Genomic DNA, 14,090 nt, shown 5'->3' with positions numbered 1-14,090 from the left:
TGCGAGACAATCCGTGGGACCCATCGGCCGTCAACAGGTCGCGTGGTTGTTTGGAACTCGCATCGCGCAAACCATCTTGGCCAGCGATTCATTCGATCGCACTCAACAGGCCGGACATATGGATGCAAGCGATCCGATCAATCCCAGAAAGCTCTTGTGCCACGGGGGCCGTCCACATATGGGTCCCCGCGTTCGCCGGGACGACAGCGAATGTGCGGTGACAGCGTAGCGCCAAGGGGCGCGTCTCACATCCGCATCACCGCTTGCCGGTCGATCTTCCCCGTTCCTGTTTTCGGCAGCTCGTCGATGAATTTTACCTCGCGCGGATATTTGTACGGCAACAGCTTCGCCTTGACGTAGTCCTGCAGCCGCCGCGTCGCCTCATCGGTGTCGAAGCCGGCCTTGTTCATCACCACCACGGCCCGCAGCGTCATGCGTCGGTCCGGCAATTCGGCGCCGTAAACGGCGCACTCGCGGACGTCGGGGTGATCGGCAAGACACAGCTCGACCTCCAGCGGATAGACCCATTGGCCGGAGATCTTGATCAGGTCGTCGACGCGGCCGCGGAAGAAGTGGAAGCCGTCGCTGTCGCGCACAAAACGGTCGCCGGTGTAGATCCAGCCGTCCTCGCGCACGGTCTCGGCGGTCTTGTCCGGCCGGTTCCAATACAGCGGCGTCGCGGAATCGCCGCGCACCCACAGGATGCCTTCCTCATTATCGCCGACTTCGCGGCCGTCGCTGTCGCGCAGCATGATCTCGTAGCCGGGCACGCGCAGGCCCGCGGCGCCGAGCTTCTTCTGCTCCGCGCGGTTGCTGAGATAGACGTGCAGCACCTCGGTCGAGCCGAGCCCTTCGATGATCTCGAGCCCGGTGAGCCGCTTCCAGCCGTTGAACACGTCGGCCGACAGCACCTCGGCGGCCGAAACCGCCATCCGCAGCGAGGAGAAATCGGCAGCGTCCGCGCCTTCGGCCTTGGTCAGGGTAATGTAGAGCGTCGGCAGGCCGAAGAACACGGTCGGCCGGTACTGCCCGATGGCCGCGAAGATCGCGGCCGGCCTTGGCTGACCCGGGAGCAGCAGCGTCGCGGCGCCGACCGAAAAGGGAAACGTGATCGAGTTGCCGAAGCCGTAGGCGAAGAAGATCTTCGGCACCGAGAAGCAGATGTCGACGGGCTCGAGCTTCAGCACGTTGCGGGCAAACGCCAGCTCGCTATAGGCCATGTCGTGCTGCAGATGCACGATGCCCTTGGGGCGGCCGGTCGAGCCCGACGAATACATCCAGAACGCCATCTCGTTGCGGTGGGTGTCGGCCGCGTCGAGCTCGGTCGGAAACGCATGCAGCCAGTCGCCGGCGTTGCGCGTCTCCTCGACGGCATGCTCGGTGCCCGTGCCATTGACCACGACCAGCGTGCGCAGCGGCGTGTCCCTGCAGGCCTCGGCGTTGAAGCGCGAACAGAACTCCGCATCGGTGACCGCGACCTGCGCGCCGGCGTCGGACAGATAGAATTGCAGCAGCTCCGGCGTCGTCAACGTGTTGATGAGCAGCGGCACGAAGCCGGCGCGCACCGCGCCGAAGAATGCCGCCGGATAGGCCGGCGTGTCGTCGAGGAACAGCAGCACGCGGTCGCCGCGTTGCAGCCGGAGCGATTGGAATGCATGGCCCCAGCGCGCTGCGTCGGTGCACAGCTCGCGGTAGGTCCGCGTGCCGGCGGGACCAGTCAGCGCCAGGCGTTCGGCGTTGCCGTTGCCGAGATTGTCGAACAGGATGCGGCTCGCATTGTAGCGTTCGGGGATCGTGAAGCCGATCTCGCGTGCACCGGGATTGTCCTGCGGAACCTGGTCGGCGATCCCAGTCATGAGCGTCCCTTTGCGGCCTCAAAACGGGCCATGAAGGCGGGCGACATCGCGCGCAGCCGCGCATCGTCGATCCGGCCGGAGCGGGTGATGTAGCTGTAGGCGAAATCCATCAGGTCGAGCTTCATGTGCGCGGGGAAATGCTCGTACCAGTCGGCGCTGGTCCGCGCCGCGGTGACGAGCTTCTTCACGATCGGCTTGCGTTCGGCCTCGTAGCGCGCCAGCGCGGCGGCGATGCCGCCCTCGCCCTCCAGCGCCTTGGTCAGCGCGATCGCGTCCTCGATCGCCAGCCGCGTACCCGAGCCGATCGAGAAATGCGCCGAATGCAGCGCGTCGCCGATCAGCACCATGTTGCCGTGCGACCAGCGCTCGTTCCAGATCCACGGGAAATTGCGCCACACCGATTTGTTCGAGATCAGTCTGTGACCGTCCAAGGTCGCGGCGAACACCTGTTCGCAGATCGCCTGCGATTCCTCGATCGTCTTGTCGGCGAAGCCGTAAGCCCCCCAGGTCGCCGCGTCGCACTCGACCAGGAAGGTGCTCATGTCCTTTGCATAGCGATAGTGATGGGCGTTGAAGTTGCCGCGCTCGGTCGCCACGAAGGTCTGCGACAGCGTCGCGAAGGGCTTGGTGGTGCCGTACCAGGCGAACTTGTTGGTCGAATGCGTAACCGACGCGCCGAATGCGGTCTCGAAGCCGCGGCGAACCATCGAGTTCAGCCCGTCGGCGGCGACGATCAGGTCGTAACCCCTGAGCTGGTCGACCGATTGCACCACGGTGTCGAAGCGCGGCGTGACGCCGGTGCTGCGCACGCGCTCCTGCAGGATCGTCAGCAGCGCCAGCCGGCCGATCGAGGAGAACCCGACACCGTCGATCTCGACGCTCTCGCCGCGCAGATTGAGGGTGATGTTCTTCCAGCTCTCCATCTTCGGGGCGATGGCGTCGACCGTCTCGGGGTCGTCGGCGCGCAGGAACTCCAGCGCCTGCTCGGAGAACACCACGCCGAAGCCCCAGGTGGCGCCGGCGGCGTTCTGCTCGAACAGATCGATCTCGGCGTCAGGATGACGCTTCTTCCAGAGATAGGCGAAATAGAGCCCGCCGGGCCCTCCGCCGATCACGGCGATCCGCAACGTCTGCCTCCCAGATTGACAGTGTACTTACAATTTGGATCCAGACTAATCGCCCTCTGGCGGGAACGCCAGAGGGAAAATGTACGCGGCGACCAGAAGCGTGGCCGCGAACGGCTCAGTAGCAGCGGCGGACCTTGACCCCGCCGACCCATACCCAGCGGCAGCCGGCGACCACGGGCTTGTGGACGACGACCGCGCCGCGCGTGCTCGCGCATCCGGCACGATAGGGGCCGCGCCCGCACACCACGGCGTTGGCATCGGAGGACTCGAAGGTCATGGTCGCGGCAAAGGACAGCAGGGCGGCAGCGATCAGCAATAATGAGCGCATGATGTTCCCTCTCCCGGAGTGAGGTTTCGTTGGCCTGTGGGTGACAACAAGGTGCTGCGGCTCCGTGCCCGGCCAATCGCCGGGCACCTATCATCTCACCGCCTGCGCGGCTATTTCTTTTCCGCTGCCGCCAGCACCTTCTTGCAGGCGGGCGTCAGCTTGTCGCTCTCCTTGGCAAGACAGGCGATGATGCGCCCGCCGCCGGGCGTCACGCTTTTGCAAAACTTCTGGTAATCGCCCATGCAGGCGTCGCGTTGCGCCGATGTCAGCTCCTGGGCGTAGACGGCGGCTGAGCCGCAAAGCAGAACGGCGGTCAGGACAAGACGCAGCATTGATCGCTCCCTTTTCCGATCAGTCGCGTGACAACAGGATCACCGCGCCGCGAACGGCGCCAGCACATCGCGGCACGCCGGCGACAGCGAGCCGGCATTGGTCGCCAGGCATTGCACGATCCGCCCGCCGCCCGGCTGCACGCCGCCGCAGATCGAGCGGACGTCACCGCCGCAGGCCGAGCGCAGCACGAACAGCTCCTCGCGCGGCCGCAGCGGCCGCAACACGATCACCGCCGGTGCCGCGGCCGGCGCGGCCGGTGCTGCCGTTGTCGCGGCAGCCGCGGCGCCACCGCCGCCGGCGGCCGCCACGGCCCTCTCGCAGGCCGGCGAAAGCTTCTCCTTGTTCTTCTCGAGGCACTGCAGGGCCGGCGCACCGCCGGTCGGCACGCCCGCACAGACCTTGGGATAATCGGAGCGGCAGGCGCTGCGGATCGCGGAGATCTGTGCGCTGCTTGGCTTTGCTGTCGCGGCCTTCGGTGCCGCCGTCTCCGCGGGCTTGGCCGCCGTCGCCGCCGGAGCCGCGTCGGTCTTGGCTGCTGCGGGAGCAGCGGCCGGTGCTTCCACGGCCTTGACGGCGCTGGCGCAGCCAGGTCCGAGGCTTGCCATGTTCTTCTGCAGGCATTGCAGTGACGCTTCGCCGCCGGGCGGAACGCTGGAGCAGTGTGCGATGTAATCGTTGCGGCATTGCGACTTGATGGCGTCGCGCTGCGCCTGGGTCGGTGCCTGCGACAAGGCCGGTGCGGTGCTTATCAATGCCGCAAGCGCAAGCCATGCGGACAGCCTCGTTGCACGTGTCAACGCGTTGATCATTTGAATAAATCCTCTCGTCGGGCCGCAAGCTTCCGGCTCAACCGAACTGAGTCTGAAAAAATTTTGCTCTAACAACCTTCGCGAGTGACATCATTTTCGCTTTCGAGTTCCGCTGCAAGCGGATTGTTGCTATGGATGAGGCAGGCGGATTTTTTTGCCCGCTGAGAAGTCTTTGAATTAAGTCATTTTGATCGAGGCTCGGAAATGAGGCATGCGCGCGCGACGGCACATTTCAGTCAGGGCGATTTTGTGCGGCTGCGAAATGCGCCGCTTGTGCGCATCGCCTTCGTCGTATCGGCCTTTGTCAGTTTAAGTGCCTGCGAGCAAAACAGTTTTGTTGCACCCCCGCCGCCCAAGGTCGATGTCGCGCCGCCGGTGCAGCGCGCCATCACGCGCTACCTGGACGCCACCGGAAACACCGCGCCGATCAAGACCGTCGATCTGGTCGCGCGCGTGCAGGGTTTTCTGCAGTCGATCAACTATCAGGACGGCTCGCCGGTGAAGGAGGGGACCACCCTGTTCACGATCGAGCCGGAGACCTACAAGCTGAAGCTCGAGCAGGCGCAGGCCGCGGAAGTGGGCGCGCAGGCGACGCTCAAGCAGGCCGAGGCCGACTTCAAGCGGCAAGCGGATCTGGTGCAGCGCCAGGCGGTCTCGCAGGCGACACTCGATACCTCGACCTCGACGCGGGACAACGCCCAGGCCAATCTGCAGCAGGCCCAGGTCAACACCAAGATCGCCGCGGTCAACTACGGCTACACCAACGTGGCCGCGCCGTTCGACGGCATCGTCAGCAACCATCTGGTCTCGATCGGCGAACTGGTCGGCGTCGCGTCGCCGACACAGCTTGCCACCATCGTGCAGCTCGACCCGATCTACGTGAATTTCAATGTCAACGAGCAGGACGTGCAGCGTGTCCGCGACGAAGCGCGCCGCCGCGGCATGACGACCGCCGAGATCAGGCAGCTGCCGATCGAGGTTGGCCTGCAGACCGAGACCGGTTATCCGCACAAGGGCAAGCTCGATTATCTCTCGCCCACCGTCAGTCAGTCGACCGGCACGCTTGCCGTTCGCGGCTTGGTGCCCAATCCGGATCGCGTGCTGCTGCCCGGCTTCTATGTCCGCGTTCGGGTGCCGATCGACAAGCAGGACAACGCGCTGCTGGTGCCTGACGTTGCGATCGGCAGCGACCAAGGCGGCCGCTACGTGCTGGTCGTCAATGCCGACAATGTGGTCGAGCAGCGCAAGGTCACGACCGGTCCGCTCGACGAGGGCTTGCGCGTCATCGAGAGCGGGCTGAAGGCGGACGACCGCGTCGTGACCGCCGGATTGCTGCGCGCGATCCCCGGGCAGAAGGTCGATCCGCAGATGCAGAAGGGCGACGTGACGCCGGCACCGGCCAAGTGAGGGGCGCGCCATGATCTCGAAATTCTTCATCGAGCGGCCGGTCCTTTCCAACGTCATCGCGATCCTGATGATCCTGATCGGCGGCGTCGCGCTGTTCAATCTCGCAGTCGCGCAATATCCCGATGTGGTGCCGCCGACGGTCCAGGTGACGACGCGCTATCCCGGCGCGTCGGCTAAAACCGTGATCGACACGGTGGCGCTGCCGATCGAGCAGCAGGTCAACGGCGTCGAGGACATGCTCTACATGCAGTCCTACAGCGGCGCCGACGGCACCTACACGCTGACGGTGACCTTCAAGATCGGCACCGACCTCAACTTCGCGCAGGTGCTGGTGCAGAACCGCGTCTCCTCGGCGCTGTCGCAACTGCCGACCGCGGTGCAGAACCAGGGCGTCACGGTGCAGAAGCGGTCGACCTCGATCCTGCTGTTCGTGACACTGACCTCGCCGAACAAGACCTACGACAGCCTGTTCCTGTCGAACTATGCCACCATCAACATCCGCGACGAGCTGTCGCGTCTGCCGGGCGTCGGCAACGTCACCGTGTTCGGCGCCGGGCAGTATTCGATGCGGGTGTGGCTCGATCCGAACAAGCTGCAGGCGCGCGGGCTGATGCCGCAGGACGTCATCCAGGCGATCCAGCAGCAGAGCCAGCAGGTCACCGCGGGTCAGGTCGGCGCGCCGCCTGCGCCGCAGGGGCAGGCGTTCCAGTACACGCTGAACGTCAACGGCCGGCTCGACGATGCGAGCCAGTTCGAGAACATCATCGTCAAGACGGGCAATGTCGGCGACGTCATCCGCGTCCGCGATCTCGGCTGGGTCGAGCTCGGCGCGCAGACCTACAGCCAGGTGTTCTCGCTCAACCAGAAGCCGGCCACCGGCATCGGCGTGTTCCTGTCGCCCGGCGCCAACGCGCTGCAGGTCGAGAAGGAAGTGCAGAAGAAGGTGGCCCAGCTCGCCAAACAGTTCCCGCAGGACATCAAGTACGACACGCCGTTCGACACCACCAAATTCGTCCAGGCCTCGATCGACGAGGTCTACCGGACGCTGATCGAGGCCGGCCTGCTGGTGCTGGTGGTGATCCTGGTGTTCCTGCAGGACTGGCGGGCGATGCTGGTGCCTGCGACCACGGTGCCGGTCACCATCATCGGCGCGTTCGCGGCGATGGCCGCCCTCGGCTTCACCATCAACCTCTCGACCTTGTTCGCGATCGTGCTGGCGATCGGCATCGTGGTCGACGATGCCATCGTGGTGGTCGAAGGGGCCGCGCACAATATCGAGCGCGGCATGTCCGGGCACGATGCCGCGATCAAGGCGATGGACGAATTGTTCGCGCCGATCGTCGGCATCACGCTGGTGCTGATCTCGGTGTTCCTGCCGGCGGCCTTCCTGCCGGGGCTGACCGGCCGGATGTACGCCCAATTCGCCCTGGTGATCGCGGCGACCGCGCTGCTCAGCGCCGTCAATGCCGCGACCTTGAAGCCGACGCAATGCGCGCTGTGGCTGCGCCCGCCGGTGCCGCCGGAGCGGCGCAATTTCTTCTACCGCGGCTTCAACGCGGTGTATGACCGGGTGGAGCGGGGCTACGCCCGGATGATCGGCGGCATCGCCGGCCACGCCAAGACCTCGGTCCTCGTCGCGCTGATCCTGATCGGAATTGCCGGCTACGGATTGTCACGGGTGCCGACCGGCTTCATTCCGATCGAGGACCAGGGTTACCTGCTGGCCGCAGTGCAGTTGCCCGACGGCGCCGCGATCGATCGCACCCAGCGGGTGCTCGATCAGGTCACCGAGATCGCCCGCAAGACGCCGGGTGTCGAGCAGGTGGTCGCCATCGCCGGCATCTCCGCGCTCGACAATTCGTCGAGCCTCGCCAATGCCGGCGTCGCCTATGTGATCCTGAAGGATTGGGGCTCGCGCGGGCCCGGCGAGGATCTGCGCTCGCTGGTCTACGGCCTCAACGACAAGCTTGCGGCGATTCCGGAGGCGCGGATCCTGGTGATCCCGCCGCCGCCGATCCAGGGCATCGGCAATGCCGCCGGCTTTGCCATGCAGGTGCAGCTCCGTGACGGCAACGCCGATTACGGCAAGCTGCAGGCGGTCACCGGCGCCGTCGTCGGCAATGCGCAGACCCAAAGCGCGCTGCAGCGGGTGCAGTCGTCGTTCCGCTCGATGGTGCCGCAGTTCGACGTCCAGGTCGACCGCGTCAAGACCGAGACGCTGCACGTCACCACCGACCAGATCTTCTCGACGCTGTCGTCCTATCTCGGCGCGAGCTACGTCAACCAGTTCACCAAGTTCGGCCGCACCTTCCAGGTCTACGCCCAGGCCGATGCGCAATACCGCCTGACACTGCGCGACATCGAGAACATGATGGTGCGCAACAGCAATGGCGACATGGTCCCGCTCGGCACCGTGGCGAAGATCACCCCGTCGGTCGGACCGTCGCTGATCAGTCTCTATAACCTCTATCCGTCGGCGACCATCATCGGCCTGCCGTCGCAGGGCTACAGCTCCGGGCAGTCGATGGCGCTGATGGAGGAGATCGCCGCGAAGACGCTGCCGACGGGGACCGGCTATGAGTGGACGGCGATGTCGTACCAGGAGAAGGAGGTCGGCGGCCAGATCTACTACGTATTCGCGCTGGCGCTGCTGCTGGTCTACCTCGTGCTCGCCGGACAATATGAGAGCTGGTACGCGCCGATCTCGGTGATCCTGGCGGTGCCGCTGTCGCTGCTCGGGCCCATGCTGGTGCTGACGTCGCTTCGGATCGAGAACAATCTCTACACCCAGATCGGCACCATCCTGCTGATCGCGCTGTCGGCCAAGAACGCGATCCTGATCGTGGAGGTCGCGCTCGAGCATCACATCCGCGACGGCAAGCCGGTGCTGGAGTCGGCGATCGACGCGGCGCGGGCCCGGTTCCGGCCGATCCTGATGACGTCGTTTGCCTTCATCCTCGGCGTGCTGCCGCTGGTGATCGCGACCGGCGCCGGCGCCAATGCCCGCAAGTCGATCGGCATCACCGTGTTCTCCGGGATGATCGCCTCGACCTGCCTCGCGGTGCTGTTCGTGCCGGCGTTCTTCGTCGTGGTGCAGAATTTCGAGAACTGGCGCAAGGCGAAGAAGGGCAAGGCGGCCACGCCGCAAGCCGCACCGCAGCCGTCAGGGACGGTGCATTGACTCCCTCGCCCCGCTCTTGCGGGGAGAGGGTTGGGGTGAGGGGCTCGCTCCGCCGGGCGGTGCGAGTTGCTAGACCTGTACCCCCTCACCCGGATCGCATCTTGCGATTCGATCCGACCTCTCCCCGCAAGCGGGGCGAGGTAAGAAAGATGGCTACACCCTCACCATGCGCTTGCCGCGGTTTTCGCCGGCGAGCAGGCCGATCAGCGCCTGCGGCGTGTTCTCGATGCCGTCGATGACGTCCTCCTGGACCTTGAGCTTGCCCGAGGAGACCCAGGATTGCAAGTCGGCGAGCGCGGCATCGCGCTGGTCCATGTAGTCCATCACGATGAAGCCCTGCATGATCAGCCGCTTCACTACGATCAGGCCGGGCACGCCGCGCGGGCCGTGCGCGGAGGGCACGCCGTCATATTGCGAGATCGCGCCGCAGCAGGCGATCCGGCCGCGGTTGTTCATCTGCGCCAGGCAGGCCTCCAGGATGTCGCCGCCGACATTGTCGAAATAGACGTCGATGCCCTTGGGCGCCGCTGCGCGCAGCGCCTTGTAGGTGGCGCCGTCCTTGTAATCGACCGCGGCGTCGAAGCCGAGCTCCGAGGTCAGCCAGTGGCACTTGTCCTTGCCGCCGGCAATGCCGACCACGCGGCAGCCCTTGATCTTGGCGATCTGGCCGACGATCGAGCCGACCGAGCCGGCGGCCGCCGACACCACCACGGTCTCGCCTTCCTTCGGCTTGCCGACATGGAGCAGGCCGAAATAGGCGGTCAGGCCGGCAATGCCATAGACGCTGAGCAGATGCGTCATCGGCTCGAGCTTCGGCATCTTCGCGAGGTGCTTGGCAGGCACGGCGGCATAGTCCTGCCAGCCGGTGTCGCCGAACACGATGTCGCCGGGCTTCAAGCCGGGGTCATTCGACGACACCACTTCGGCGATGCTGCCGCCGGCCATCACGGTGTTGGCTTCCACCGCAGCGCGATAGGTGGCGCCGTGCATCCAGGCGCGGTTGGCGGCGTCGAGCGAGATGTAGCGCGTCCGCACCAGCGCCTCGCCATCCTTCGGCGCGGGGACCGCGCCCTTGGTTAGGCGAAAATGCTCGGGACCAAGCTTGCCGGTCGGTTTTTCAACAAGCAGGATCTGGCGATTGACGGTTTCGTTCATTGGCGGTGTCTCCCCTCGCGTTGGTCGTTTCGCATGCAGTTTGACTGCGACGCGCGCAGCGTGTTGCACAGATTGTGCGCTGCACGAACGCTAGAGCATTTTCGAGCGAAGTGGAAACCGGTTCGCGCAAAGAAAATGCGTCAAAACATGAATCCAGAGCCCGTTCCGATTCATCGGAGCGGAAAAGGCTCTCGTCCGCGCGCTGGCATCCCACAACGCGAACAAATCGGCAAAGTCCCGCTCGGCGCGAAGCGTGTTGCGAAGCTGCGTAAATCTGCCACACTTGCCCTTCGCCGGGAACTTACGGGGGTAAGAATGTCGAACAGGTTTACGCAATACATCCTGATTGCGATGGTCCTTGGCATCGCGATGGGGACGATCGTCTTCAACTATCTGCCTGACAGCCGCGCCGAGATCGCAGCCGACGTCAACCTGATTGCAATGCTGTTCCTGCGCCTGATCAAGATGATCATCGCGCCACTGGTGTTCGCGACCCTCGTCGGCGGCATCGCCCATATGGGAAGCGGCGCCAAGCTGGGGCGCATCTTCGCCAAGACCATGGGCTGGTTCGTTTCCGCCTCGTTCGTTTCGCTGCTGCTCGGCCTCGTGATGGTCAACCTGTTGCAGCCCGGCGCCAATTTCCCCGGCACGCTGCCCGACAAGGCGCAGTCCACCGGCCTGCCGGTTTCGGCCTTCTCGATCGAGAAATTCCTGACCCATCTGATCCCGACCTCGATCGCGGATGCGATGGCGCAGAACGAGATCCTTCAGATCGTGGTGTTCGCGGTGTTTTTCGCGGTCGCGCTCGGCGCCATGCCTGAGCGGGCCAAGCCGATCATGGCGCTGATCGACGATCTCGCCCACATCATGCTGAAGGTCACCAGCTATGTGATGCTGTTTGCGCCGATCGCGGTGTGGGCCGCGATCATGGCGACCGTCTCGAAGAACGGCCTCGGCGTGCTCTGGAAGCTGATCGTCTTCATGGGCGGCTTCTACCTGTCGCTGCTGATCCTGTGGGCCATCCTGGTCGTGGTCGGCTTCGTCGTGATCGGGCCGCGTTACAGCCATCTGCTGCGGCTGATCCGCGAGCCGCTGATGATCGCGTTCTCGACCGCCTCCTCGGAGGCGGCCTATCCGAAGACGCTGGAGGGGTTGAACAGGTTCGGCGCCTCCTCGCGGATCTCGGCCTTCGTGCTGCCGCTCGGCTATTCCTTCAATCTCGACGGCACGATGATGTACTGTACCTTCGCGAGCATCTTCATCGCGCAGACCTACCACATCGAGATGTCGCTCGGCACGCAGTTCGCGATGCTGGCGACACTGATGATCACCTCGAAGGGGGTCGCCGGCGTGCCACGTGCCTCCCTCGTCGTGATCGCCTCGACGCTCGGCCAGTTCGGCATCCCCGAGGCGGGACTGTTGATGATCATGGGCATCGACACCTTCCTCGACATGGGCCGTAGCGCCACCAACGTGATCGGCAACTCGCTGGCGACATCAGTGGTCGCGAAGTGGGAGGGCGAGCTGAAAGCCGAGCACGAGCTCGGGCCCGACGACGTTGTGCCGCAGGATGCGGTGCCCGGCGCCGTGATGGCCGGTCATTGACGGGAGGGATGCATGCATCGCGCCCGCTGGAGGCCGATATGGGCTGAGGCGCCTCTATTGTCGACCTGCCTGCTGTCAGCATGTGTGCTGGCGGCAAGCCTGCTGATCGGACCGGTGTCCGCACAGCCGGCGGGCGAGGGGCTCAGCCCCACGCTCGCCAACATCAAGGCCACGCACGCGGTGCGGATCGGCTATCGCGAAAGCTCGCCGCCGTTCTCGTTCCTCGACCACTCCAACCGGCCGATCGGCTACAGCCTCGAACTATGCGATGCGATCGTCGACGAGATCGCGGCCGAGGTCGACGACGCCAACCTCAAGATCGACTACGTCAAGGTCACCTCCGACGACCGCATTGCGGCGGTCGTCGACAAGAAGATCGATCTCGAATGCGGATCGACCACGGCGAATGCCGAGCGCGGCAAGCAGGTCGCGTTCTCGCCGCTGATGTTCGTGGCCGGCACCAAGCTGATGGTGCCGAAGGCCTCCGGGGTCACCCAGGTCGGCGACCTCAAGGGCAAGACGGTGGTGGTGACCAAGGGCACCACCAACGAGCAGGCGATGCACAATGTCGACGCCAAGCAACAGCTCGGCCTCGACATCGTGACCGCCGGCGACCATGAGCAGTCCTACCAGATGCTGGTGGACGGCAAGGCGGATGCGTTCGCGACCGACGACATCCTGCTCTACGGCCTTATTGCGCGGCACAAGTCGCAGGACAAGTTCCGCGTCACCGGTGACTATCTGTCCTACGATCCCTACGGCATCATGTACCGCAAGGGCGAGCCGCAGATGAAGGACGTGGTCGAGCGCGCCTTCCGCAAGCTCGCCTCGAACCGCGACATCATCCCGCTCTACAACAAGTGGTTCGTCGCCCGCCTGCCGACCGGCGAGAAGCTCAACGTCGCGCTCTCACCGCAGCTCGAAGACGCCTTCAAGGCGCTCGACGATTCGGCGGGCGGAGCCAACTAGCCGCGAAGTCCGGCCTCTCTCCTTGCGGAAGAGGCCGGATTGCGTTGCAGACGCAATCGGATGAGGGGTCCTGCGCAAGGCGCGCGGCTTTCCAAGCGTTTCCGAACTGTCCCGACGAAGCGCGACTTCGCGCCGACCTTCGTCAAGCGACTCAAGCCGGTGGCTATGGGTCCCTGCGTTCGCAGGGACGACACCGGTGTAATGGCAAAAGCCGGGACGACATCACTGGCTTGTGGTCACGGTCGGAACATACGCCGCCGCAAACTCTCCGTCGTCCCTGCGAACGCAGGGACCCATAACCACAGAGAGCGGTTCGTGGCACACCGGTCAGACAAGCAGAGCTGCAGCTTGCCCTGGAGCGATATCGAAACTCATCGCCAATAGCGATGCGACAAATCCAGGCACTGCCGCACCCAGTAGCCGTTCACATGGATCAGCTGGCATGGGCTCGGCGGCGGCTCCTTGATGATCGGATAGCCGTGGATGTCGATATTCGTCGGGGCCGTGACGCCGCGCCAGAACACGGCGTTGGCGGCCGGAGGATTGAAGGCGGCAACGAACGCCGTGATTGCGAGGAAGCTCAAAAGAAGTTTGCGCATAATCTGTATCCGGATCGATTAATGCGCATCAGCGTACTCCCTTGAGCGGGATGAGCAAGCCGCTGAATGGATCAAAATGACGGCGAGAGCTTCGCTGCAAGCTGCACCGCCGCACGCGCTTAGCCGCCGTGGACCGCCATGGAAGCGAGGGCAATGATGCCCACCGCCGCCAGGACACCAGTGACCTGGAAGATCGCGCGTCCAAGGATCGCTCCCATCAAAACTCCATCGATCCGGCGGGCATCCTGCTTCGAGTTTCCGCGCCGCGATCTCTGGAGCATCATCGGCAGGCGAGATTTGAAGTCTGCGAACTCGTCACTTCACGAGCTAAAGCGCGATGAGATCAGGTGGAATCGTCATCGCGCTTTAGCTCCTTATTTGAGCATGATCTTTTCGGAAAACCGCTTCACACTTTTCCGGATCATGCTCTAGTGCCGCTCCGCGACGAGCCGATCGACCTGCTGCTTGAGCTCTGCTTCCATCTCGGAAACGATATCGTGCGGCAGGCGAGCGCCGAGCGAACCGGTCGTCTCTCGCTCCATCGCCTGATGCCGCATGTCATTGGCATCCGGGATCGGGTCTTCGACCCGTCGTCGAGAGGACAGATAGCTGGGCGGGCCAGCCGCCGCGTCGGCTTTGTAGGGTTCAGAAAGATCCTGATCCGGCCGTACAGCGTTCTTCATGCGCTTTGCCTCCTGCCAAGACTTCATTCCCCAGGCCC

Annotated in this window: 13 protein-coding genes; 5 read left to right on the top strand and 8 right to left on the bottom strand. The window is 64.5% G+C overall.

Translation table 11 applies throughout. The annotated features are described in order from the left end of the window. Nucleotides 1–245: 245 nt before the first annotated feature. From ACVW1C_RS17205 to ACVW1C_RS17185, 5 genes are all read right to left on the bottom strand, one after another. Nucleotides 246–1,856 (bottom strand): benzoate-CoA ligase family protein, encoded by a 1,611-nt coding sequence (locus tag ACVW1C_RS17205; RefSeq protein WP_456759446.1) that lies wholly within the window; start codon nucleotides 1,854–1,856, stop codon nucleotides 246–248. Further along, nucleotides 1,853–2,983, bottom strand: a complete 1,131-nt coding sequence (locus ACVW1C_RS17200) for an FAD-dependent monooxygenase (protein ID WP_456759445.1) — start codon at nucleotides 2,981–2,983, stop codon at nucleotides 1,853–1,855. The genes ACVW1C_RS17205 and ACVW1C_RS17200 overlap by 4 nt, the downstream gene beginning before the upstream one ends. Before the next feature lie 115 nt (nucleotides 2,984–3,098). After that, entirely contained in the window at nucleotides 3,099–3,311 is a 213-nt protein-coding gene (locus ACVW1C_RS17195; RefSeq protein WP_456759444.1) for a hypothetical protein, read from the bottom strand. A gap of 110 nt (nucleotides 3,312–3,421) precedes the next feature. Continuing rightward, nucleotides 3,422–3,643 (bottom strand): cysteine rich repeat-containing protein, encoded by a 222-nt coding sequence (locus ACVW1C_RS17190; protein WP_456759443.1) that lies wholly within the window; start codon nucleotides 3,641–3,643, stop codon nucleotides 3,422–3,424. Nucleotides 3,644–3,682: 39 nt separating this feature from the next. Then, entirely contained in the window at nucleotides 3,683–4,453 is a 771-nt protein-coding gene (locus tag ACVW1C_RS17185) for a cysteine rich repeat-containing protein (RefSeq protein WP_456759442.1), read from the bottom strand. Nucleotides 4,454–4,657: 204 nt separating this feature from the next. Here ACVW1C_RS17185 and ACVW1C_RS17180 point away from each other — a divergent pair, with 204 nt between their 5' ends. Both ACVW1C_RS17180 and ACVW1C_RS17175 read left to right on the top strand, forming a co-directional pair. Continuing rightward, nucleotides 4,658–5,860, top strand: a complete 1,203-nt coding sequence (locus ACVW1C_RS17180) for an efflux RND transporter periplasmic adaptor subunit (protein WP_456759441.1) — start codon at nucleotides 4,658–4,660, stop codon at nucleotides 5,858–5,860. Between the two features lie 10 nt (nucleotides 5,861–5,870). Next, nucleotides 5,871–9,041, top strand: a complete 3,171-nt coding sequence (locus ACVW1C_RS17175; protein ID WP_456759440.1) for an efflux RND transporter permease subunit — start codon at nucleotides 5,871–5,873, stop codon at nucleotides 9,039–9,041. Between the two features lie 153 nt (nucleotides 9,042–9,194). On the opposite strand, the gene ACVW1C_RS17170 is transcribed toward ACVW1C_RS17175, so the two are convergent. Further along, nucleotides 9,195–10,196, bottom strand: coding sequence for an NADP-dependent oxidoreductase (locus tag ACVW1C_RS17170; RefSeq protein WP_456759439.1), 1,002 nt, complete (start codon nucleotides 10,194–10,196; stop codon nucleotides 9,195–9,197). A 315-nt stretch (nucleotides 10,197–10,511) separates the two neighbouring features. Between ACVW1C_RS17170 and ACVW1C_RS17165 the strand changes: the two genes are divergently transcribed. Both ACVW1C_RS17165 and ACVW1C_RS17160 read left to right on the top strand, forming a co-directional pair. After that, entirely contained in the window at nucleotides 10,512–11,801 is a 1,290-nt protein-coding gene (locus tag ACVW1C_RS17165; protein ID WP_456759438.1) for a dicarboxylate/amino acid:cation symporter, read from the top strand. A 12-nt stretch (nucleotides 11,802–11,813) separates the two neighbouring features. Next, nucleotides 11,814–12,770 (top strand): amino acid ABC transporter substrate-binding protein, encoded by a 957-nt coding sequence (locus tag ACVW1C_RS17160; protein WP_456759437.1) that lies wholly within the window; start codon nucleotides 11,814–11,816, stop codon nucleotides 12,768–12,770. Nucleotides 12,771–13,141: 371 nt separating this feature from the next. On the opposite strand, the gene ACVW1C_RS17155 is transcribed toward ACVW1C_RS17160, so the two are convergent. Then, nucleotides 13,142–13,369 (bottom strand): hypothetical protein, encoded by a 228-nt coding sequence (locus tag ACVW1C_RS17155; RefSeq protein WP_456759436.1) that lies wholly within the window; start codon nucleotides 13,367–13,369, stop codon nucleotides 13,142–13,144. A gap of 156 nt (nucleotides 13,370–13,525) precedes the next feature. On the opposite strand from ACVW1C_RS17155, the gene ACVW1C_RS17150 reads away from it, so the two are divergent. Beyond that, on the top strand, nucleotides 13,526–13,801 hold the full coding sequence (locus tag ACVW1C_RS17150; RefSeq protein ID WP_456759435.1) for a hypothetical protein: 276 nt from the start codon (nucleotides 13,526–13,528) through the stop codon (nucleotides 13,799–13,801). Here the strand turns inward: ACVW1C_RS17150 and ACVW1C_RS17145 are convergent. After that, a complete protein-coding gene (locus ACVW1C_RS17145) occupies nucleotides 13,798–14,079 on the bottom strand; it encodes a hypothetical protein (RefSeq protein ID WP_456759434.1) in 282 nt (93 codons plus the stop codon). The genes ACVW1C_RS17150 and ACVW1C_RS17145 overlap by 4 nt on opposite strands. Nucleotides 14,080–14,090 lie beyond the last annotated feature (11 nt).

The sequence above is a fragment of the Bradyrhizobium sp. USDA 4011 genome, from assembly GCF_054063415.1.
The sequence above is the reverse complement of the archived record's forward strand: the minus strand, read 5'-3'. Positions and strand labels throughout refer to the sequence as shown.

Coding starts and splice junctions, on each gene's coding strand:
- ACVW1C_RS17145 (WP_456759434.1), bottom strand. CDS start 14,079: ATGAAGTCTTGGCAGGAGGCAAAGCGCATGAAGAACGCTGTACGGCCG.
- ACVW1C_RS17155 (WP_456759436.1), bottom strand. CDS start 13,369: ATGCGCAAACTTCTTTTGAGCTTCCTCGCAATCACGGCGTTCGTTGCC.
- ACVW1C_RS17165 (WP_456759438.1), top strand. CDS start 10,512: ATGTCGAACAGGTTTACGCAATACATCCTGATTGCGATGGTCCTTGGC.
- ACVW1C_RS17175 (WP_456759440.1), top strand. CDS start 5,871: ATGATCTCGAAATTCTTCATCGAGCGGCCGGTCCTTTCCAACGTCATC.
- ACVW1C_RS17190 (WP_456759443.1), bottom strand. CDS start 3,643: ATGCTGCGTCTTGTCCTGACCGCCGTTCTGCTTTGCGGCTCAGCCGCC.
- ACVW1C_RS17150 (WP_456759435.1), top strand. CDS start 13,526: ATGCCCACCGCCGCCAGGACACCAGTGACCTGGAAGATCGCGCGTCCA.
- ACVW1C_RS17185 (WP_456759442.1), bottom strand. CDS start 4,453: ATGATCAACGCGTTGACACGTGCAACGAGGCTGTCCGCATGGCTTGCG.
- ACVW1C_RS17180 (WP_456759441.1), top strand. CDS start 4,658: ATGAGGCATGCGCGCGCGACGGCACATTTCAGTCAGGGCGATTTTGTG.
- ACVW1C_RS17205 (WP_456759446.1), bottom strand. CDS start 1,856: ATGACTGGGATCGCCGACCAGGTTCCGCAGGACAATCCCGGTGCACGC.
- ACVW1C_RS17160 (WP_456759437.1), top strand. CDS start 11,814: ATGCATCGCGCCCGCTGGAGGCCGATATGGGCTGAGGCGCCTCTATTG.
- ACVW1C_RS17170 (WP_456759439.1), bottom strand. CDS start 10,196: ATGAACGAAACCGTCAATCGCCAGATCCTGCTTGTTGAAAAACCGACC.
- ACVW1C_RS17195 (WP_456759444.1), bottom strand. CDS start 3,311: ATGCGCTCATTATTGCTGATCGCTGCCGCCCTGCTGTCCTTTGCCGCG.